Origin of the sequence: Loktanella sp. SALINAS62 (assembly GCF_018263905.1) — a bacterium.
Classification (GTDB): domain Bacteria; phylum Pseudomonadota; class Alphaproteobacteria; order Rhodobacterales; family Rhodobacteraceae; genus Loktanella.
In genome coordinates this window covers 16302-34576 of the sequence record NZ_JAAFZU010000005.1, presented here as the reverse complement: position 1 = coordinate 34576, position 18275 = coordinate 16302, and the positions used below count along the sequence as shown (strand labels likewise).

At 61.8% G+C, this 18275-nt stretch carries 18 protein-coding genes; 2 read left to right on the top strand and 16 right to left on the bottom strand.

Translation table 11 applies throughout. The annotated features are described in order from the left end of the window. Position 1: 1 nt before the first annotated feature. From GZH79_RS03920 to GZH79_RS03865, 12 genes are all read right to left on the bottom strand, one after another. The gene (locus tag GZH79_RS03920; protein ID WP_211642024.1) at positions 2-496 is read right to left on the bottom strand and encodes a GAF domain-containing protein; all 495 of its coding nucleotides are present in this window, start codon (positions 494-496) and stop codon (positions 2-4) included. Between the two features lie 4 nt (positions 497-500). Further along, the gene (locus GZH79_RS03915) at positions 501-1391 is read right to left on the bottom strand and encodes a polysaccharide deacetylase (protein ID WP_249218972.1); all 891 of its coding nucleotides are present in this window, start codon (positions 1389-1391) and stop codon (positions 501-503) included. After that, the gene (locus tag GZH79_RS03910; RefSeq protein WP_211642022.1) at positions 1388-2215 is read right to left on the bottom strand and encodes a 3-keto-5-aminohexanoate cleavage protein; all 828 of its coding nucleotides are present in this window, start codon (positions 2213-2215) and stop codon (positions 1388-1390) included. The genes GZH79_RS03915 and GZH79_RS03910 overlap by 4 nt, the downstream gene beginning before the upstream one ends. 3 nt (positions 2216-2218) lie before the next feature. Next, positions 2219-3691: an NAD-dependent succinate-semialdehyde dehydrogenase gene (locus tag GZH79_RS03905; RefSeq protein WP_211642021.1), complete on the bottom strand. Its 1473-nt coding sequence runs from the start codon at positions 3689-3691 to the stop codon at positions 2219-2221. Next, positions 3688-5067: an aminotransferase class III-fold pyridoxal phosphate-dependent enzyme gene (locus GZH79_RS03900; RefSeq protein ID WP_211642020.1), complete on the bottom strand. Its 1380-nt coding sequence runs from the start codon at positions 5065-5067 to the stop codon at positions 3688-3690. The genes GZH79_RS03905 and GZH79_RS03900 overlap by 4 nt, the downstream gene beginning before the upstream one ends. Further along, positions 5064-5756 carry an SDR family NAD(P)-dependent oxidoreductase gene (locus tag GZH79_RS03895; RefSeq protein WP_211642019.1) on the bottom strand — a complete coding sequence of 231 codons (693 nt, stop codon included), beginning with the start codon at positions 5754-5756 and terminating at the stop codon, positions 5064-5066. Before GZH79_RS03895 ends, GZH79_RS03900 begins: the two co-directional genes overlap by 4 nt. Further along, on the bottom strand, positions 5756-6541 hold the full coding sequence (locus GZH79_RS03890) for an SDR family oxidoreductase (RefSeq protein WP_211642015.1): 786 nt from the start codon (positions 6539-6541) through the stop codon (positions 5756-5758). Before GZH79_RS03890 ends, GZH79_RS03895 begins: the two co-directional genes overlap by 1 nt. A 6-nt stretch (positions 6542-6547) precedes the next feature. Next, positions 6548-7459 carry a dihydrodipicolinate synthase family protein gene (locus tag GZH79_RS03885; protein ID WP_211642013.1) on the bottom strand — a complete coding sequence of 304 codons (912 nt, stop codon included), beginning with the start codon at positions 7457-7459 and terminating at the stop codon, positions 6548-6550. 29 nt (positions 7460-7488) lie between these two features. Beyond that, a complete protein-coding gene (locus GZH79_RS19190) occupies positions 7489-8625 on the bottom strand; it encodes an ABC transporter ATP-binding protein (protein WP_211642012.1) in 1137 nt (378 codons plus the stop codon). A 3-nt stretch (positions 8626-8628) separates the two neighbouring features. Beyond that, positions 8629-9459 carry a carbohydrate ABC transporter permease gene (locus GZH79_RS03875; RefSeq protein ID WP_211642011.1) on the bottom strand — a complete coding sequence of 277 codons (831 nt, stop codon included), beginning with the start codon at positions 9457-9459 and terminating at the stop codon, positions 8629-8631. Next, the gene (locus GZH79_RS03870; protein WP_211642010.1) at positions 9456-10304 is read right to left on the bottom strand and encodes a sugar ABC transporter permease; all 849 of its coding nucleotides are present in this window, start codon (positions 10302-10304) and stop codon (positions 9456-9458) included. Before GZH79_RS03870 ends, GZH79_RS03875 begins: the two co-directional genes overlap by 4 nt. A gap of 119 nt (positions 10305-10423) precedes the next feature. After that, complete coding sequence (locus GZH79_RS03865) at positions 10424-11761, bottom strand: ABC transporter substrate-binding protein (protein ID WP_211642009.1); 1338 nt, start codon at positions 11759-11761, stop codon at positions 10424-10426. 106 nt (positions 11762-11867) lie between these two features. Here GZH79_RS03865 and GZH79_RS03860 point away from each other — a divergent pair, with 106 nt between their 5' ends. Further along, the gene (locus GZH79_RS03860) at positions 11868-12824 is read left to right on the top strand and encodes an IclR family transcriptional regulator C-terminal domain-containing protein (protein ID WP_211642008.1); all 957 of its coding nucleotides are present in this window, start codon (positions 11868-11870) and stop codon (positions 12822-12824) included. Here the strand turns inward: GZH79_RS03860 and GZH79_RS03855 are convergent. The 3 genes from GZH79_RS03855 to GZH79_RS03845 are packed head-to-tail and all read right to left on the bottom strand — an operon-like array spanning position 12821 to position 16512. Beyond that, positions 12821-13948, bottom strand: a complete 1128-nt coding sequence (locus GZH79_RS03855; RefSeq protein ID WP_211642007.1) for an FAD-dependent oxidoreductase — start codon at positions 13946-13948, stop codon at positions 12821-12823. The two genes, GZH79_RS03860 and GZH79_RS03855, sit on opposite strands and share 4 nt — an antisense overlap. Continuing rightward, entirely contained in the window at positions 13935-15596 is a 1662-nt protein-coding gene (locus tag GZH79_RS03850; protein ID WP_211642006.1) for a 2Fe-2S iron-sulfur cluster-binding protein, read from the bottom strand. The genes GZH79_RS03855 and GZH79_RS03850 overlap by 14 nt, the downstream gene beginning before the upstream one ends. Then, the gene (locus GZH79_RS03845; protein WP_211642004.1) at positions 15589-16512 is read right to left on the bottom strand and encodes a 3-hydroxyacyl-CoA dehydrogenase NAD-binding domain-containing protein; all 924 of its coding nucleotides are present in this window, start codon (positions 16510-16512) and stop codon (positions 15589-15591) included. Before GZH79_RS03845 ends, GZH79_RS03850 begins: the two co-directional genes overlap by 8 nt. Before the next feature lie 113 nt (positions 16513-16625). Between GZH79_RS03845 and GZH79_RS03840 the strand changes: the two genes are divergently transcribed. Next, a complete protein-coding gene (locus GZH79_RS03840) occupies positions 16626-17384 on the top strand; it encodes an SDR family oxidoreductase (RefSeq protein ID WP_211642003.1) in 759 nt (252 codons plus the stop codon). Here the strand turns inward: GZH79_RS03840 and GZH79_RS03835 are convergent. Next, positions 17381-18220: a sugar phosphate isomerase/epimerase family protein gene (locus GZH79_RS03835; RefSeq protein ID WP_211642001.1), complete on the bottom strand. Its 840-nt coding sequence runs from the start codon at positions 18218-18220 to the stop codon at positions 17381-17383. The two genes, GZH79_RS03840 and GZH79_RS03835, sit on opposite strands and share 4 nt — an antisense overlap. Positions 18221-18275: the final 55 nt, after the last annotated feature.

The window sequence follows — 18275 nt, the reverse complement described above, 5'->3', positions numbered from 1 at the left end:
CCTAGCCTTGCAGCTCTTTTCCGCGCTGGATCGTTCGCGCCGCTGGGGCTGATAATTCCGTCTCACAGAACGCCACACGTTCCGGTGTATAATGATGCTCCACGTCCGAGATGTTGACGGTCGCGATGAGCGTGCCGTTCTCGCGCACGGGGATGTTCACCACAGAGCCAAGGCCCATGCTGCCGACTAGTTTTGCATCCGGAAACACGGTCGCAATGTCTTCGAGCGTGTTGGCGACAAAGGTTTTCTCTTCGGTCACGACGTGATTGTACCAACGGTCCTTGGTAATTTGCTTGGTGCCCGTCACGGGATATCTATCCTCGTCGGAGGTGTAGATGCGCCGCGCTTCCATGGCGTCCAGATCCATCGTCATGATGGTGAACAGATCGACACCGACTGTGTCGCGCACAAGTCTGTCTAGGGCGCGATAGGCGTCGTCGGGTGTCTTGGCGGCGTCGAGCGCCAGATCGAAACGTGCAAAACTGTCCTGCGTCATGGGTCTATCCATTTTCCTTTGCGTAGGCGGCAATCGCTGCGTGAGTGCCGATGAAGACATCGCCGCGCGCACGGGCGTGGCGCAGCAGTTCGTCGAGGATCCAGATGCGCGACCGATAACCGATCACGAAAGGGTGCATGACCAATTGGCAAACACCGCCCTCGTCGCAGGCGGCATCGAATTCGCGCAGAAAGATCGCGAGCACATCGTCCGCCGTGAGGGTCGGGCGCGTCGGGGGCGTTCGGTTGAACAGCAGATAGACCGCGTCATCGCGCACCCAGTCGACAGGCACCTCGACCAATCCGGTAGGCGTGCCGTTGCACAAAAGCTCATAGCAGCTGTCATCTGCCATCATCGAGGTGTCGTAGTGGAACCCCGCTTCGGCGACCAGTCGGATGGTGTTGTCGCTCAGATCCCAATGGGCCGCGCGATGGCCGACGGGTCGTTGCCCGCCAAGCCGTTCGAGCGTGTCACGGGACCGGTGAAGCAGGTCGCGTTCCTCGGTTTCAGTTAGGGTCGCGTTGGGTTCGTGAATCCAGCCGTGCACACCGATTTCGTGGCCAGCCCCGACGATGCGGCGCGGCTCGTCAGGGTCGATCAGGGCGGAAACAGCGGGAATGAAAAACGATGCCTGTGCGCTGTGTTTGTGCAATGTATCAAGGATGCGCGGCACGCCGACGCGGCGTCCGAATTCGCCCCACGCCAAACGCCCGACCGCATGTTTTCCGGCGCCCATCTCAAAGGTTTCATGATCGCAATCGAACGAAAGGGCGAGGGCGGCCTTGCAGCCGCCGGGCCAGCCGTCCGGTGCGAGACGCTTGCCTGCGCGAACGTGGTTGACGTGGCCGCGCCAGAGATCTTCGGGCCAGTCCTGAGGGGCCATGCCGTCATTCATGAGGCAAGCCCCAGAATCTCGCGGGCCTGTTGCCAGGTGGCGACGGGGCGTTCATATTTCTCGCACAGGTCCGCGGCGCGCTGGACGAGGGCCGCGTTGGACGGGGCCAGCGTGTCGCGGTCCAGCCGCACGTTGTCTTCGAGCCCCGCGCGGGTGTGGCCGCCCTTGGTGATGGACCATTCGTTGACGGTCAACTGATCCGGCCCGATGCCTGCGGCGCACCATTGCGCGTCGGGTGCGAGGCGGTTCAGGGTTTTGATGTAGAAGTCGAAAATCCGCTCGTCCGCGGGCATGGCGTTTTTAACGCCCATGACGAATTGCACGTAAAGCGGCCCCTTGAGGCGACCGTCGGCGGCCATGCGGGTGGCCTGCACGATGTGGCTGAGATCGAAGGCCTCGATTTCTGGTTTCACGTCGTGGGCAATCATTTCGGACGCCAGCCAGTCGACCAGATCGGGGCTGTTTTCGTAGACCCGCGTGGGAAAGTTGTTGGACCCCACCGAGAGCGACGCCATGTCCGGCGACAGCGGCAACATGCCGCCGCGATCCTTGCCCGCACCGGACCGCCCACCGGTGGACAGTTGCACGATCATGCCGGAGCAGTGCCGTTCGATCCCTTCCTTGAGGCGGGCGAAGCGTTCGGGATCGGACGTCGGTTTGCCGTCGTCGTCACGCACGTGGCAGTGGGCGATGGAGGCCCCGACCTCGAACGCCTCGTGGGTGCTTTCGATCTGTTCGGCAATGGTGATCGGCACGGCCGGGTTGGCCGCCTTGGTGGGGATCGATCCGGTGATCGCGACACAGATGATGCAGGGATTTGTCATGGATCAAAGGCCGCCGATGCAGGTGTATTTCGTCTCCAGGTAGTCGTCGATCCCCTGCCAGGACCCTTCCTTTCCGAGGCCGGACTCCTTCAGCCCGCCAAACGGGATTTCCGGCATCACGATCAACACCTCGTTGATCCCGATCAGCCCGTATTCCATTTTGTCCTGAAGGCGGAACATGCGGGCCATGTCCTTGGTGTAGGCATAGCAAGCCAGCCCGAATTCGGTGTCATTGGCGGCGGCGATGACGTCGTCTTCAGTCTCGAACCGGTAGATCGGCGCCAGCGGGCCGAAGATTTCCTCGGTGGTGACACGCATGTCGGGGGTCGCATCGGCGATCACGGTCGGCTGGAAGAACAGCCCGCCGCGTTCGTGCGCGGCCCCGCCCGTGACCAGCGTGCCGCCCTTGGCCAGGGCATCGGCGACCATGGCTTCGATCTTGGTCAGCGCCTGCGCGTCGACCAGCGGGCCTTGCTCTGCCCCGTCCTCGTTCCCCGGTGCGACTTTGAGCGCCGCCACGCGGGCAGAGAACGCCTCTACAAAGCGGTCATAGATGCCGCTCTGAATGAACAGGCGATTGGTGCAGATGCAGGTCTGGCCTGCGTTGCGAAACTTGGCGATCAGGGCGCCGTCGATCGCCGCCTCGATGTCGGCGTCGTCAAATACCATGAACGGCGCGTTACCGCCCAGTTCCATCGACATCCGTTTCACGGTGCCTGATGCCTCGGCCAACAGTTGCTTTCCGATTTCGGTGGACCCCGTGAAAGTGATCTTGCGGACCTTCGGGTTGGACGTGATTTCGGCGCCGATGGCACGTGCACTACCGGTGACGATGTTCACGACGCCGGGGGGGAAGCCGCACTGCTCTGCCAGATGGCCCCAGACGAGGGCCGACAGCGGCGTCGCACTTGCCGGTTTGATGACCACGGTGCACCCGGCGGCCAAAGCGGGCCCCAGTTTGCGCGCCAGCATCGACGAGGGGAAGTTCCATGGCGTGATCGCCGCGACCACGCCGACCGGATGGCGGGTGGTCATCAGCTTGCGTCCCGCCACTGGCGAGGGGATGACCGCACCATCGGCGCGGCGGGCCTCTTCGGCGAACCACAGGACATAGGCGGCAGAGGAGGCCACTTCCGCCTGCGCCTCGGCCAGGGGTTTGCCCTGTTCTGCCGTCATCATTGCGGCCAACGGCTCGAGGTTGTCGAGAATGACCTGATGCAACTTGCGCATCAACGCCACGCGCTCGCCCAAGGGCATCGCGGCGTAGGCCGGAAAGGCGGCGTGTGCCGCGTCGATGGCGCGACGTGTCTCTGCGGCTCCGGAATTCGGAACGGTGGCGATGACCTCGCCGGTGGCCGGATCGGTCACATCGAAGGTTGCAGAGGAATCAGCATCCACCCAGCGACCATCGATCAGGTTTTGCTGACGGATCAGAGGGGCGAAGTTTTTGTCGGCGTGGCGGAGGGGGGCGTTCATGACAAGATCTCGTGTGTTGCGGCGCACAGCGCCTTTGCGACGATGTCGATTTCGTCGCGGTTGATGCAAAGGGGCGGGGCGAAGCCGACGATGTTGCCTTCGGGCATGGCGCGGGCGATGACGCCGAGGCGGGTCATTGCCTCTGAGATTTGCGGGCCGACGGTCATGGGCTCGAACCATTCGCGTTCTGCGGGGTCCTTCATGAATTCGACCGCCACCATCAGGCCGACTCCGCGCACCTCGGCGACGTTGGGATGATCGCCGACGGCGTATTTCATGGCCTGCAGCAGGTAGGCGCCGGTGTCGCGCGCGTTGTCAACAAGAGACAGATTGTCCACCAGATCGAGCGTCGCGATGCCGGCCGCAGCGCCCAACGGATGGGCGGAATAGGTCCAGCCGTGCGCCAATGCGCCAAAGTCGTCCGAGCCCTGTTTCAGCACGTCGAACACCCGCTGGGAGAGGATCGAGCCGGACAGCGGTGCGTAGGCCGAGGTCAGACCCTTCGCGATGGCTATGAAGTCGGGCCGCAATCCGTAATGCTGAGAGCCGAACATGGAGCCGGTGCGTCCAAAACCGGTAACGACCTCGTCCGCGATCAACAGGATGTCGTGGCGGTCCAGCACCTCTTGCACGCGGGCCCAGTAGCCTTCGGGCGGCGGGATCAGCCCTCCGGTGCCCATCGCAGGCTCTCCGATGAAGGCGCAGACCGTCTCCGGCCCTTCATCGAGGATCATCTGTTCAAGCTCGGCGATCAGAAAATCGAGGTATTGCGCCTGCGTCATGTCGCGGTCGGGTCGGCGCAGATAATGAGGGCAATGGGTGTGCAAGAACCCGTCCAGCGGCAAATGAAACCGCGCGTGGTAGGCTGCCAGCCCCGTCATCGAACCCGACACGAGGCCGGAGCCGTGGTAGGCGCGCCAGCGGCTGATGATCTTCCGCTTTTCAGGCTTTCCGCGCAGGATGTTGTAATGCCATGCCAACTTGACGTTCGTTTCATTTGCGTCCGATCCGGACAGACCGAAATACACGCGCGACATATGATCGGGCGCGCGGTCCATAACCATCTTCGCGAGCGTGATGGCAGGCTCGTTTCCGTGACCGGCAAAGGCGTGAAAGAACGCCAGCTTGTGGGCCTGCTCGGCGATGGCATCGGCGATTTCGGTGCGGCCGTAGCCTGCATTCACGCAATACAGCGCGGCAAAGGCATCCAGGTATTCGGTGCCGTTGCGGTCGGTGATATAGACGCCTTTTCCTCCGGTGATGATCCGGCCGGGCACGGTTCCGTTGGCGTGGTTGGCGGTGTGCGTGGTGGGATGCAACAGGTGGTCGCGGTCCCATGCGGCGAGGGTGTCGTTCAGTTGGGCGTCGGGTATCATATCAGGCTCTCATATCTCGTGTTGGCGACCAGTTCCGGCACGCTGGCCTGATTGGGCAGGGCCAGAAGCATTGTCACGAGGCCTGCCACGGTTTCCGGTGTCAGGCGATCGGCCTTTGGCGTCACGCCGGGAATGTTTGCGATCAGATCGGTGTCGATTGCGCCGGGGCACAGCGCCGTGGCGCGCACGCCGTCATCGTAGCCCGCCGCGCGGGTGGCTTGGGTCAGCACATGGAGCGCGTGCTTGGTCATCGAGTAGCCGATCGACGTGCCCTGACGGAACCGTTTGGCATCCGTCGAGGCGATGTTGACGACCCGTCCCGTGCCGCAGGTCCGCAGATGGGGCATGGCCGCCTTGATCAGCCGAAACGGAGCCTTGACGTTGATCGCCCAAAGGTCGTCCAGATCGTCCTCGGTGCCTTGGTCAAAATCGACCATGCGCAAGATACCCGCATTATTGACGATGGCGTCGAGCTGGCCGTGCCGAGCCACCGTGGCGTCCACCCACGCGGGCGCCGATGCTGGATCGATTGCATCGAACGGATGCGCGGAGACAGCCCCGTCGAACGCGTCCGCCTGGGACAGATCGCGCAGGCCGAGCGATACGGTCCAGTCGGCCTCGATCAGAGCCCGTGTGATCGCAGCACCCAGGCCGCGGCCCCCGCCGGACACCATGACGACTTTTGCCATCAGAACAGTCCCTGATAGACGCCACCGTCGTTGACGATGTTCTGGCCGGACATGAACCCCGCCTGATCGGAACACAGGTAGGCAATCAGGTCCCCGCACTCCGCCGGATCGGCAAAGCGGCCGGCGGGGCAGTTTTCCAGCCGGTTCTGGACGATGGCCTCGTAGGTGGTGTTGCCCCGTTCCGCGTGGCCGTGCAGGTTGGTCTGCAAGGCGTCCGTGTCGAACAGGCCGGGACAAACCGAATTGATCGTTACGTTGTGGCCGATCAGTTCACGGGTCATCGCAGCCGTGGCCCCCGACAGCGCAAGGCGCGCGGCGTGGGTGTGCGCAAAGCCAACCTGTGGAAACTTGATGAAGCTCACTGACATGTTGACGATGCGTCCGAACTTCTGCGCCTTCATACCGGGCGCTACCGCTTGGATCATCTCGATCGAGGACATGAAGTGCACTTCCATCCAGTATCGCCAGTCTTCGGCGGTGATCTGGTCGTAAGGGGTGGGGACCTGCCGCACGCCGGGGTTATTGACGAGGATATCGCACGCCCCGCCTGCGGCATCGAGAATGGCTGCTCGGCCCTCAGTGGTGTTAAAGTCTGCAGGCACCGCGATTGCCTCGACGCCAAACTCATCACGGATCGATTGTGCCGCCTCTTCCAGCGGTCCTTGCGTTCGGGCGTTCATGATCACCGAGACACCTTCGCGTGCAAGTGACCGCGCAGCTGCAAAACCAAGCCCGCGACTAGCGGCGGCGACGATGGCTTTGCGTCCTTTTAAACCGAGATCCATTTTTCATTACTCCTTGAATATTTTCTGCGTGCCTCGAGCGACGCGCTGTTTGGGGGCGACCAGTTGCTCCATGCCCGACAGCAATTCTTCCAGCGACGTGCCAGAAAGCGGACGGAGCGGCGGGCGTAAGGCACCTGCACCGGGTAGGCGGTTGGCGTTCATGACCGCCTTGGTCGCGGGGTAGAGCGTGCGACCGTTGGCGGTGTACAGATCCGTCATGGCGATGCCGGTCCTCTGAAGCGCCCAGGCGTCGTCAATGCGACCGGCAGCCGTTGCGTGCCAGATTTGCATGCAGTCGGTCCAGACGTTCGGAAAGCAGTCGATGTGTCCGTCGGCACCGGCCAGTGAAGCCGCCACGCCCAAGGTAGATGAGGGGCCGCAGAAGACGCGAATGCGGTCTTTCACGGCAGCGAGTGTGCGATGGAAATTCCCCCAGTCGCCGCTGCTTTCCTTGATGGCGACCACATTATCCAAATCCGCCAGAATGTCGGCGATGTCGGGCGTGATCGCGTTGCCGGCGTTTCCGGGGATGTTGTAGAGGACCACGGGAAGGGTCGCCTTGTCGCTGACCGCTTCGAAATGGGCGATGATCTCTGATTTGGTGAGATGGGCAAAGTAGGGCGGCAGAACAAGCGCCCCGTCTGCACCCGCGCCCCGTGCAGCGTCGATCTGCTCGATCACTTCGCTTTCGGTCACCGCGCCGGTGCCCACGATCGACGTGCCGCGTCCCTTGCACGAGGCGACCGTCAGTTCCGTCAGGCGCAACCGCTCGGCAAAGGACAGCGCCCAGAATTCACCGGTGCAACCTGCCGCGACAACCCCTGTGGCTCCCGCGTCCAGCAAACGGTCGACGTTGGCGGTGTAACTGTCTTCATCCAGCGAATAATCGTCGCGAAATGCGGTTGTGACGGCGGGCATGGGCCCGCCCCAAGAAATACTGTCTCTGTTCATGACTGGGTTTCCGTCTTTACGGTCGTGAGATTGAGGTGATTGGCCGAGCGGGGCGCCTGCGTGAGGTTCAATCTCTCTCCATGGGTGCCGGCGGCAAAGATGTGGGCAAAGTCGGTGTCGAACGACAGCCGGACGGACTCTCCGATCGTCCAGCTTTGCGGTGCAGGCACACGCCCCGTCAGCCGCTGGCCGCCCTCGAGGCCGATGATGACGATGTTTTCATGGCCAGTCTTTTCGACCACCTGAACGAGACCGGACACGGGGCCTTCGCCGATGCGGACATGTTCGGGCCGCACGCCGAAACACGCAGGTCCCGGTTGTGCGATGTCTTTCAGCGGGCCGACCGGCAGCGACAGGCCCGGTGCGGAAAACGTCCAGCAGCCGTCTTGCCGGGTCAGATCGCCATCCATCAGGGTCATGCCGGGCGTTCCGATGAAACTCGCCACGAACCGGTTGGCCGGTTCGGCGTAGACCTCTGCTGGGGGTGCGAATTGCTGCAGTTTGCCACCTTCCATCACCGCGATCCGGTCGGACATGGTCATTGCTTCAAGCTGGTCGTGGGTTACATAGACCATGGTGCGGCCAAGGCGGCGATGCAGTTCGACGAGTTCGACCCGCATGTAGCCGCGCAGCTTCGCATCGAGGTTCGAGAGAGGTTCGTCCAGCAGGAACACTTGCGGATCACGCACCAAAGCGCGACCCAGAGCAACCCGCTGCTGCTGGCCGCCCGAGAGCTGGCGGGGTTTGCGCGACAGCAGAGGCGTCAGTTGCAAAAGCTCGGCTGTCTTGGCGACTGCCGCCTCACGCTCGGCCTTCTTTACCCCGCGCTTCTTGAGCGGATAGGCCATGTTGTCGCCCACAGTCATATGCGGATAAAGCGCGTAGGATTGAAACACCATCGCGATGTCGCGCTCGCCCGGAGCAAGGTCGTTGACCACGCGCGACCCGATGCGAATGTCGCCCGAGCTTGGAAACTCCAACCCCGCGAGCATGCGCAACGTTGTCGTCTTGCCGCACCCCGATGGCCCGAGCAGAGAGACGAACTCGCCTTCGTTGATATTGAGGTCCAGACCGTGAACGGCCGTAAAGGTGCCGAATTTCTTCTGGACGTTTGAAAAGACCACTTCGGCCATGGATTATCCTTTCACACCGCCGGCACCGAAGCCGCGGGTCAGATAGCTTTGCAGGAAGGCGAATACGATGATCAGCGGCACCGACATCATCACGGACGCTGCCATAAGCAGGGACCATTCGATGTTGAAGCTCGAGATCAGCATGTTCATGACGCCGGTTGTCAGGGGGCGTGACGCGTCGGAGTTCACAAGCACCAGAGCGTAGAGGTATTCGTTCCAGCTCAGGATGAAAGTGAACAGCGCGGTCGAGATGATGCCGGGCAGAAGTTGCGGCAGGATCACGTCCCGAAAGGCACCCATGCGGGTGGCTCCGTCGCATAGGGCGGCACTTTCCAGATCCTCAGGAATGCCCGCCATGAATGACCGCAACAGCCACAGGGCATATGGCAGCGCAAAGGTCGTGTAGGCGATCACGAGGCTGAAGATCGTGTTTGACAGGCCCAGTCCCACCATCAGCAGATAGAGCGGAATGATCAGCACGACAGAGGGCAGCAGGTAGGTGAACAACACCAGAAATGCGAGGCTTTCGCGGCCCCGGTATTTAAACCGCACAAGGCTGAATGCCCCAAGCGTGGCAACCGCAACGACGACCAGAGTGGTGGCTGTCGATAGGATGATCGAGTTGCGGAAATAGATAAGGAAGTTGGTCTCGCTCAACAGTTTCCAGTAGTGCTCCAGCGTCCACGTCTCGGGCAGGATCGTCGGCGGACGGCGGAACAGCTCGAACCCCGGTTTGACCGATGTGACCAGCATCCAGAACAGCGGAAACGCCACGGCCAGCACGATGGACCACGCAAACAGGTTGAAAAGGATTTTCTTGAAGGTCGGCATCATACACCCCCATCATCTTTGGTGCGGCGGATGTAGACGAGCATGAACACCAGCATGATCAGCATCATCACGACCGCATAGGCCGAGGCCATTCCCATGTCATTGAGTGCGAAAGCCTCTTGGTAAACCAGAAGCGGCAGGGTTTGCGTGTCGTCCAGTGGTCCACCGCCGGTGAGCAGATAGATCATGTCGAATTCCTTGAAGTCCCAGATGGCGCGCAACATGATGATCACGACCAGAACGTCGCGCAGCTGCGGCAGTGTGACGTCGAAAAAGCGCGCGACGGGGCCGGCGCCATCGATCTTGGCCGCCTCATATAGAGATTCGGGAATGGATTGCAGCCGCGCCAGAACGGCGATCACTACGAAGGGGAAATACTTCCAAGCGCCGACCAGAATGACCGAAATCATCGCATTGGGCATCGTGCCAAGGAAATCCATCGGAAACTCGATGATCCCGACTTTCATCAGCAAGTGGTTTAGGATCCCGTAGAGATCGTTGAACAGCCATTTCCAAACCAGCACCGCAACCACGGTCGAGATGAAGTAGGGAAAAAGGATCAAGGACCGCGCGAGACTGCGAAACCAAATGTTCTGGTGGAGGACCAACGCGATCCCGATCCCCAATATGATCTGCAAGAAGAGGCTGCCGATGGTCCAGATGAGCGTGTTGCCCAAGGCATTCCAGAAGCGTCCGGTCTGAAGCAGTTCGGAATAGTTGCTCAGTCCGACCCACTCCCCTTCGAGTGTCGGCGTGAAGACACTATAGAACGACAGATAGATCGCAGAGAAGAGGGGATACACGATGACGGCACAGAAAATAAGGACAGTGGGTGCGATCAGGGCCATACCAAGGGTGGCGTAGCGCCGCTCTAGCAAGGTTTTTTGAGTGGACATAAAGTACTTTCGTCAGGCGGCCGCTCTTTCGTAAAAGAGCGACCGCTATTATGGTGCTAGCGCAGCGCCGATCAGCCCCGCACGATGTTTTCGATGGCAGCGGATGCAGTGCTGAGCGCCTCGTCCACATTGTCACCGTTCAGAACGACTTTCTGGACCAGGTCCGCAATGATATTGGACCCGATGATCTCTCCGGCCTTGTCATTGGATTGGTGTTCGGTGCTCTCATAGCCCAGATTGAACCCGCCTGCCGCTGCGCTGGCCATCAGATCAACCTCTTGCGAGTATTTCTGAATGATGTCGTTGTCCTGATACATCGGGTTGCTGTTGATCGATTCCAGCACGGGCAGAACGTGGCCCGGCGCGGCGTGGAGCTGTTGGATATAGCCTTCGGGATCGAACAGGAACGCAGCGAACATCTTGGCCGCATCCTTGTTTTGCGACTGGGCCGGAATGAACACGGAAGGAAAGTCGTTAAAGGTCCACGGTGCCACATCTTCGGAGATGCGCGGGTAGGTCACGCAAGTGATGCTGTCGGCGATGGACGGGTTCTGATCACGCACGTTTGCCAGAACACGGCCGGTGTAGATGCCGGTCGCCGTCGCACCTGAAACGAAACCGGTCAGGCTTTCGCCCCACGAATAGTTCGTCGCACCGGGAGGGCAGTATTCGCGCAGCTCGCGGTAGAACTCGAGCGCATTGCGCGTGCCTTCGTTGTCAAGTGCCACCTGCAGGTCCGGTGTGAACACCTGACCGCCCGCCTGATGGATAAACCCGATAAAGATCAGCGATGTCATCGAGTTGCTGCCGTAGGGCAGGGGCGCACCGTAGATGCCGCCTGTCTGCATCGCGGCCAGCGCGGTGCGCATCTCGTCCCAGGTGACCGGGGACTTCTCGATACCGGCTCGCTCCATCAGATCAGTCCGCAGCCACATCATGTTGGCTGCCGAGTTGCCGATCCCGGTGCCGCAGTAGTTGCCGTCCGCGGTGCGGAACACGTCGTTGGCGCCTGGATAGAAGTCCTCGACGCCGATGGCGTTGATCACGTCGTCGAAGGGTTCGACAAGGCCATTGGCGTAATAGGACTGGACCGCAAACGACGGCAGGTGCGTGACGACGTCCGGCACTTCACCGGAGGAAAAGGCGGCCGCCAGTTGCGGCGCATAGCCCTCGTCGGAGGTGGTTTCGAACACGACGGTGATTTCCGGGTGCAGCTCCTGGAACTTTGCGATCTGGAATTCATAGGCCGCGACTTGCGCCGGGGCGCCTTGCGGCGACCACCAGCGGATCGTAGCGGCGGACTGGGCGCGCGCTCTCATCGGCATGGCGGCCATGGCCGTCGATGCGGTCAGACCCATGAGTGCGGTGCGGCGCGAAATTCTGGTCGCAGTGATTGAATGCGTGGTCAATTTAATCTCCCGTTTGTTGGTTTGTTCGCATAACGAACTATTGTGCGATAGTTGTTCTTAATCGCGAGTCGCGCAAGCCCAAAATTTATAAACTGCAGATGCGATCTTGCAGATTCTTGTGATACTAATGATTGGACACCAACGAGCGGGAATGGACCTGGGCAGTTCCGCAACTGAGCAGCAAGGACACCGAATGACAGACGCGTCGGAAAAGAATAAGAAAAAATCTAGCGGTAAAATCGGTCCGCGCTCCGGTCTGATGACGGCTGCCGCCGATGTCGAAGAAAGCCTTGGCGATGATGTGGTCAGTTCGCGCGATTACGTAAGTTCGCTTGCACGTGGGCTTGAGGTGCTGCGCGCCTTCAACCGGACCCGCCGCAAGATGACCCTGTCCGAAGTCGCCACTGAAACCGGTAACACCCGCGCGGGCGCGCGGCGCATCCTGCTGACGCTCGTTCGGGAAGGGTATGCCGTCGCCGATGGCCGCCTGTTCGATTTGACACCCCAGGTTCTCGAGCTTGGATTCTCGGTTCTTTCGTCGAAAGGTGCGTGGGATATCGCGCGCCCCTTTATCGAGCATCTGTCCGAAGACATCCGGGAAAGCGTGTCCGCCGCCGTTTTGGATGACGACAGCGTGGTTTACGTCAGTGGCACGCAATTCCACCGCGTGATCAGCGTCGGTATCACCGTTGGGCGACGCTTTCCCGCGCATGCGACCGCCACGGGGCGGGTCCTGCTGTCCGCCTTGCCGGACGATCAATGGCCCGCGATGCTCGATCGCATCACGCTGACCCGCATGACCGACCGGACCGTGACCAATAAGAAGGAATTCTCGAAAATACTTCAGGGTGTCCGCGAAAAGGGATGGGCCTTGGTCGATCAGGAACTCGAAGTGGGCTTGATGTCGATTGCGGCGCCCGTCTACCGCTCATCGGGGAGCATCATCGGCGCCGTCAATGTCGGGATTCCGACCCTGCGCATGACCCCAGAAGGCATGGTCAACGAGATCTTGCCGAAGTTGCAGGCAACGGTGCACGACATTTCGAACGCGCTGCGCCGCTAGGTCGCGAACCGCGCGGGAGAGAACCGTCCGACGTCGATTTCGCCCATGTCTCCCATCGCCAGTTGTGCCGCAATTCGCCCCACGAGCGGTCCGAGTGTGTAACCCGCGTCGCCGGGCACCGCCATGACGATGCGATCCGAAGCGGGCAGGGGGCCGATCACGGAAGCCCCGTCGATCGTGGTGTTCATGCCCGCCCATGTGCGAATAACCCGCAGATTGGAAATGGCGGGGGCTAAGTGCGCCGCCAGCGCCACGTTCTGAAGCATCGATCCGGAAATGACCGTGGGGGGCGCGCTCCAGCCTGCGGTTGTGGCTGGCCAACCGCCGCCGATCACGATCTGCCCGGTGCTGAATTGCTTAAGCGTTATGGATCGCTCCGCGTGCTGGACAAGATGGTTGATGACGGGTGCACCCGGTTCTGTGATGTTCATGTGCAAAGGCTCGGCCTTGGTGGGCAAGCTCACGCCAAATCCGTGCACGAGCGCACCGGCCCCCCACGCCGCCGCGACGACGACCTTGTCCGCCGTCAGGGTTTCGTGCGCGGTCTCCAGTTCGATGCCCTGCGGGGTCGGTCGCAGGGCGGTGACGCGCCCCGCCAATCGACGCACCCCGACCGCCGCAGCGCGGGCGCCAAGCAGACGGTTGGCGATGAGCGGGTTCAGTTTTCCTTCGTCCCGGCAAAGTTCCGCGCCGATGATCTGCAGCCCCAGCCACGGCGCGATCCTGTCGAGAGCCTCTCGGTTTAGGATCTCCACGGACAGCCCCTGCGCAGCTTCGCGCTCTGCCTTCTTTGACAGAAAAGCAAGTTGCTCCTCGGTTTCGGCCAGCATCAGGCCGCCCTTGCGGACAAGCTCGATCCCCCCGAGATCCTTGTCCAGACGCACCCATTCCTCTGCCGCCATACGGTAGAAAGGCAGCGCCGCTTCGACGTTGGGAACCTGATCGGGATAAAGCCGCATAAACCGGCTTTGCATCTGGACATGCAGCGACCCCGCATTCGCGCCCGATCCGGCATTCACGCCCTCGTCGATCAACATGACCGAGGCCCCGGCCTCGGCGAGCGTCAGGGCTGCCACGGTCCCGGTCACACCGCCACCGATGACGATGACTTCAGGTTTTTTCACGAACAGCCTCTTCCGCAGCGAAGATCGAAGAGATAGCAACCGGTTTGATCGGCACCCGTGGGGCAAAAAAGCTCAGGTTTTCTATGGGTTTTCCGGTCGTCTCCGCCACCATCCGTGCCGCGACCGGGCCGCAATAGCGGCCCTGACAGCGACCCATTCCGACCCGCGTCGCGCGCTTGAGCGTGCCTGCGTGTCCGGGTTTGTCGTCCAGACCCGTGCGGATGTCATCCAGCGTCAACTCTTCGCACCGGCAGATGATCGTGTCACTCGGCATGTCAGCCGCCTGTCGTGGCGCGATATCATAAAGCGGCCAGAGCCGTGATTGAAAGCGGCGATGACCAGTAAGTCGACGGCGCACACTGTGAAGATCGTAGGCGTCGCCAAACCCCGCTGCCGCAGCTGCATGGGTGCCCGCGATGACACCTTCGTCGCAGGCCGCTGGTGCTCCGCCAAGTCCCTTGCAGTCGCCGACGGCGTAGAGGCCGCGAATGTTGGTTTGCATCGCGTCGTCCGTGTGGCAGCGAAGATGGCCCATCGCAGGGTCATAGTGCATCGAAACGCCCAGAAGTCGCAGGATTTCGTTTTGCGGCTCGAACCCTGCGTTCATACATACGACATCCACCTCGATCGTGTCGCGCGTGCCGTCCGAGGACTGGAACGTCGCCGCCAGAGCGTTGCCGCATTGCGCGACACCGATAAGATCGCTGCCGTATCGCACTGTGCCGCCTAACCGTCTGAGCGCCCACTCCATCTTCAGGCCCTTCATCGCAAGGGCAGGTCCCGACACGGCCATCCTTGCTGCCTGCAGCGGACGCGTGACCGGGTGCGCGGCCCGTTCGGCCAGACGCACTATGGTCGCCCCTCCACGCGCGAGTTCTACGGCGACCTGCAGGTTCAATGGCCCGGATCCACAGATTGCCAGCCGCTTGCCGGCAAGCGATTGGTAGCTGCGCCACAGCGTTTGCGCGGCACCGGTCGTCATTACGCCCGGCAGGGTCCAACCGGGCACCATGACCGGCCGTTCATAGGCGCCGGTTGCCACGATGGCGGTTTTGGGACGGGCGATGATCGCCCTGTCACCCTGTTGGGCCATGAACAGCAGATCATCGAACGCGCCCCAAAGCTCGACGCCGGACAAAATGGTGATTCCCGCCGATTTGGCGGCCGCCACTAGGTCGGCTCCGTCGCGCTGTTGGCCATCGAGGACCACGCCATCTGCAGCCTGTTTGTAATACTGTCCACCGGACACCTTGCGCTCGTCCAGAAGCACCACATCCGCCCCTGCGCGCGCGGCAGCAATACCAGCCGAGAGGCCGCCCGCGCCTCCGCCTATGACCAGCACATCGGGCGCGAGGGTGAGCGGCGCGCCCGCTTTTGCCGCCGTGCCGGAGAACGCGGGGAAGGGCACCTGCCGTGTCACCGTCATGCCGTCCGATGCCAGTGACATGCACGCGCGCTGATTGGGCTGGCCGTCGATGCTTACAAGACAGTCCTGGCACACGCCCATGCCGCAAAATATGCCCCTCTCCGCTGATTTCGCCGTCGTACGAAACGTGCGGTGGCCTGCGTCCGTCAGGGCCGCCGCCAGGCTTTGACCGCGCTTGGCCGTGACCGACTGGCCGTCGAAGGTAAAGCGGTTGTCAGTCATCTTCGGCGTCTTTCATAAGAGTGTCTCTGGCCGCGATGAGCTGTGCGACCGCCTGGGCGCGCCACGCGACCCGGTTGGCGATCTGGTCATCTCGCAGCAACGCGCGGCGTTCGTCAACGACCCGCGACACCAGATCGTCGTTCCAGTCTACCGTTTCGCCACGGGCCTCGCCCATGCGCTTGTAGGCGGGGCCCATGCGGGCGGCGTGGGCGCGAATGCCGCCCGGCGTGTTCAGCTCGGCTGTCTCGAACGGGCCGGACAGGGCCCACCGCGGGCCGAGGCCGAGCCGCATGATGTCATCGATGCCCGCGACGTCGGTGATGCCTTCCTGCACCAACCGGTAGGCTTCGCGCAGCACCGCGCCTTGCAACCGGTTGAGCACGAACCCCTCGATTTCATGCCCGAGTGCGACGGTGGCAAAGCCTGCTGCCTGAAATATACCCTCGGCTGCCGTCATCGTGTCGCGCACGGTGCCCATGGCGGGGACCAGTTCGATCACGCGCAGCACCGATGGCGGGTTGACCGGATGGGCGACGATGCAGCGCGCCTGATCCGCGGGCTCCGACACGATCCGCGATATGGCGATGGCAGAGGAGGCCGTCGCGAGAACGGTATCCGGTCCCGCATTCGCCAACAGGTTTGCAAAGATCGCCTGCTTGATGGTGATGTCTTCGGGGCCGCATTCCAGAACCATTTGCGCCGAACCGAGGTGATCTTCCGCCGAGGCGGCCACGTCGACCGGACCGGGATCGGTTCGGGACAGTCCCGCCTTTGCGATGGCCGCGCGTTGCTGGGCCAGACTGGCGTGGACGGACATCCGGCGTGCGGCATCCGGATCGACGATCAGGACGGAGGCGCCGGCCTCGGACAGAGTCGCGGCAAAGGCCACGCCGATCGACCCGGCGCCAAGAATCACGATGCGAGACTTTTTCAATGACATTTACGGATATCCTTGTATTTGTTCACATAACGTACAACTGTGCGAAACAATCAACGCGTACCTTGTGAACAAGAATAGGAGGCGTGTCGATGGGCATCGACGAAACACTTATTGGACGTGTGGCCGTGGTCACGGGGGCCACGCGCGGACTTGGGCGCGCAATTGGAGAGCGCCTTGAGGCGGCAGGGGCACGGATCGTCGCGATTGATCTGCTCGACATGATGTCCGTCGTGCCGGCCCAGTGGCAAGGGGTCGCGCTTGATCTGGCTGCGGACGACGCCGACGTCAGGCTTGCGGCGCTTGCCGCAGAACTGGGGACCGTCGATGTTGTCGTGGCGAATGCAGGTATCGTGCCGCCGTGGCGGGGATTCGAGGACTTGGATCGCGCCGAGTGGGATCATGTGATGCGGGTGAACACCTGGTCTGTTGCGGCAACGATCGGGGCCTTCGCTCCCGCGTTGGAGCGATCGGGCCATGGCGCGATTGTCGCGATGGCCTCGATCAATGGATACACAGCGCACGCCAAACAGGCGCTTTATACGGCATCAAAACATGCGGTGGTCGGAATCATCCGCGCCGCGGCCCTTGATTTGGGGCCGCGGGGCATCAGGGTGAATGGATTGGCACCGGGGCCGATTGCGACCGAGGCATTGCTGTCGCGCATCAGGGCGCGCCATGCGCAGGGTGGCCCAACGGTCGAGGAGACCTTGCGCAGCCTTGCGGGCGACGCCGCCTTGGGGCGGCTTGCAACGCCCGAGGATGTGGCGAACGTCGCCCATTTTCTGGCATCCGACGCTTCGGCGGGCATGACCGGTCGGGTCCTGCCCGTCGAGGCGGGGCTTGGTTAGCCGCGGCCTTTCCAGCCGTTCGCGGCCAGAATGTCGCGGCTTGCGAGGATGTCCGCGTCCGGATCTGCCCCCTCTTGCAAGGCGTCTGTGATGATCTCGAGGACTGTGATGCCGCTGTAGCCGATGTCATCCAGCGCTTTGGCAATGGGGGCGGGGTCGACAATTCCGGTGCCGAGGCGTTCGTGTTTGAACTCACCGTATCCCGAATCGGAGATGTGGACGTTCTTGCACATGTCGCCCAGCAATCGGATTCCTTCTGCCGGGTCCTCTTTGATGTAGGCCGCGTTGCAGATGTCATAGTTCACGCCGATCTCCGGCCCGATGAGTTTGGCGGTGTCGATCATGTCCTGAACGGTCGGCAGGTAGGTGAATGGCACGTTTTCCAGCAACAGCTGCACGCCGGTGCCTTTGGAATAGGCCAGCAACTCCTGCATTCCTTCGACGAACCAATTGAGCATCCAGTCGTGGGGGGGATTGATCAGGCTGTTCACAGGACCCGGGATCGCCACGACATAGGGGCATTCCCATTCTGCGGCCAGATCAATTGCTTCCTTGTAGCGGTCCAGCGTGTAGGCACGCATCAACCGGTCGACGCCATTGGGGTTGTTGTCGAGCGCGGGGTAACAAAAGCTCGAGAACGCGCCGCCTTCGCCGTTCAGCCAGGCCTTGTATTCGCGTCGGTCCTTCGTGGTGAGTTCACGTGGCCAACAATGGGGCGGGAAGATCATCATCTCGAAGGTGTCGAACCCCAGCGTCTTTAGATGCTTGAGGGCATCCAGACCGCTGTGGGAGTAGAGAAAGGGAAAGGTGCTGGCTGCGACGTCATGTTGAGGCATTTTCGAGCTTTCTGCTTGTCAGGGTTTCTGCGTCATGTTCAAATAACGCACAAAG

Excerpts from the sequence above, each read along its gene's own strand:
- GZH79_RS03920 (WP_211642024.1), bottom strand. The coding sequence starts at position 496 with ATGACGCAGGACAGTTTTGCACGTTTCGATCTGGCGCTCGACGCCGCC.
- GZH79_RS03915 (WP_249218972.1), bottom strand. The coding sequence starts at position 1,391 with ATGAATGACGGCATGGCCCCTCAGGACTGGCCCGAAGATCTCTGGCGC.
- GZH79_RS03910 (WP_211642022.1), bottom strand. The coding sequence starts at position 2,215 with ATGACAAATCCCTGCATCATCTGTGTCGCGATCACCGGATCGATCCCC.
- GZH79_RS03905 (WP_211642021.1), bottom strand. The coding sequence starts at position 3,691 with ATGAACGCCCCCCTCCGCCACGCCGACAAAAACTTCGCCCCTCTGATC.
- GZH79_RS03900 (WP_211642020.1), bottom strand. The coding sequence starts at position 5,067 with ATGATACCCGACGCCCAACTGAACGACACCCTCGCCGCATGGGACCGC.
- GZH79_RS03895 (WP_211642019.1), bottom strand. The coding sequence starts at position 5,756 with ATGGCAAAAGTCGTCATGGTGTCCGGCGGGGGCCGCGGCCTGGGTGCT.
- GZH79_RS03890 (WP_211642015.1), bottom strand. The coding sequence starts at position 6,541 with ATGGATCTCGGTTTAAAAGGACGCAAAGCCATCGTCGCCGCCGCTAGT.
- GZH79_RS03885 (WP_211642013.1), bottom strand. The coding sequence starts at position 7,459 with ATGCCCGCCGTCACAACCGCATTTCGCGACGATTATTCGCTGGATGAA.
- GZH79_RS19190 (WP_211642012.1), bottom strand. The coding sequence starts at position 8,625 with ATGGCCGAAGTGGTCTTTTCAAACGTCCAGAAGAAATTCGGCACCTTT.
- GZH79_RS03875 (WP_211642011.1), bottom strand. The coding sequence starts at position 9,459 with ATGATGCCGACCTTCAAGAAAATCCTTTTCAACCTGTTTGCGTGGTCC.
- GZH79_RS03870 (WP_211642010.1), bottom strand. The coding sequence starts at position 10,304 with ATGGCCCTGATCGCACCCACTGTCCTTATTTTCTGTGCCGTCATCGTG.
- GZH79_RS03850 (WP_211642006.1), bottom strand. The coding sequence starts at position 15,596 with ATGACTGACAACCGCTTTACCTTCGACGGCCAGTCGGTCACGGCCAAG.
- GZH79_RS03840 (WP_211642003.1), top strand. The coding sequence starts at position 16,626 with ATGGGCATCGACGAAACACTTATTGGACGTGTGGCCGTGGTCACGGGG.
- GZH79_RS03835 (WP_211642001.1), bottom strand. The coding sequence starts at position 18,220 with ATGCCTCAACATGACGTCGCAGCCAGCACCTTTCCCTTTCTCTACTCC.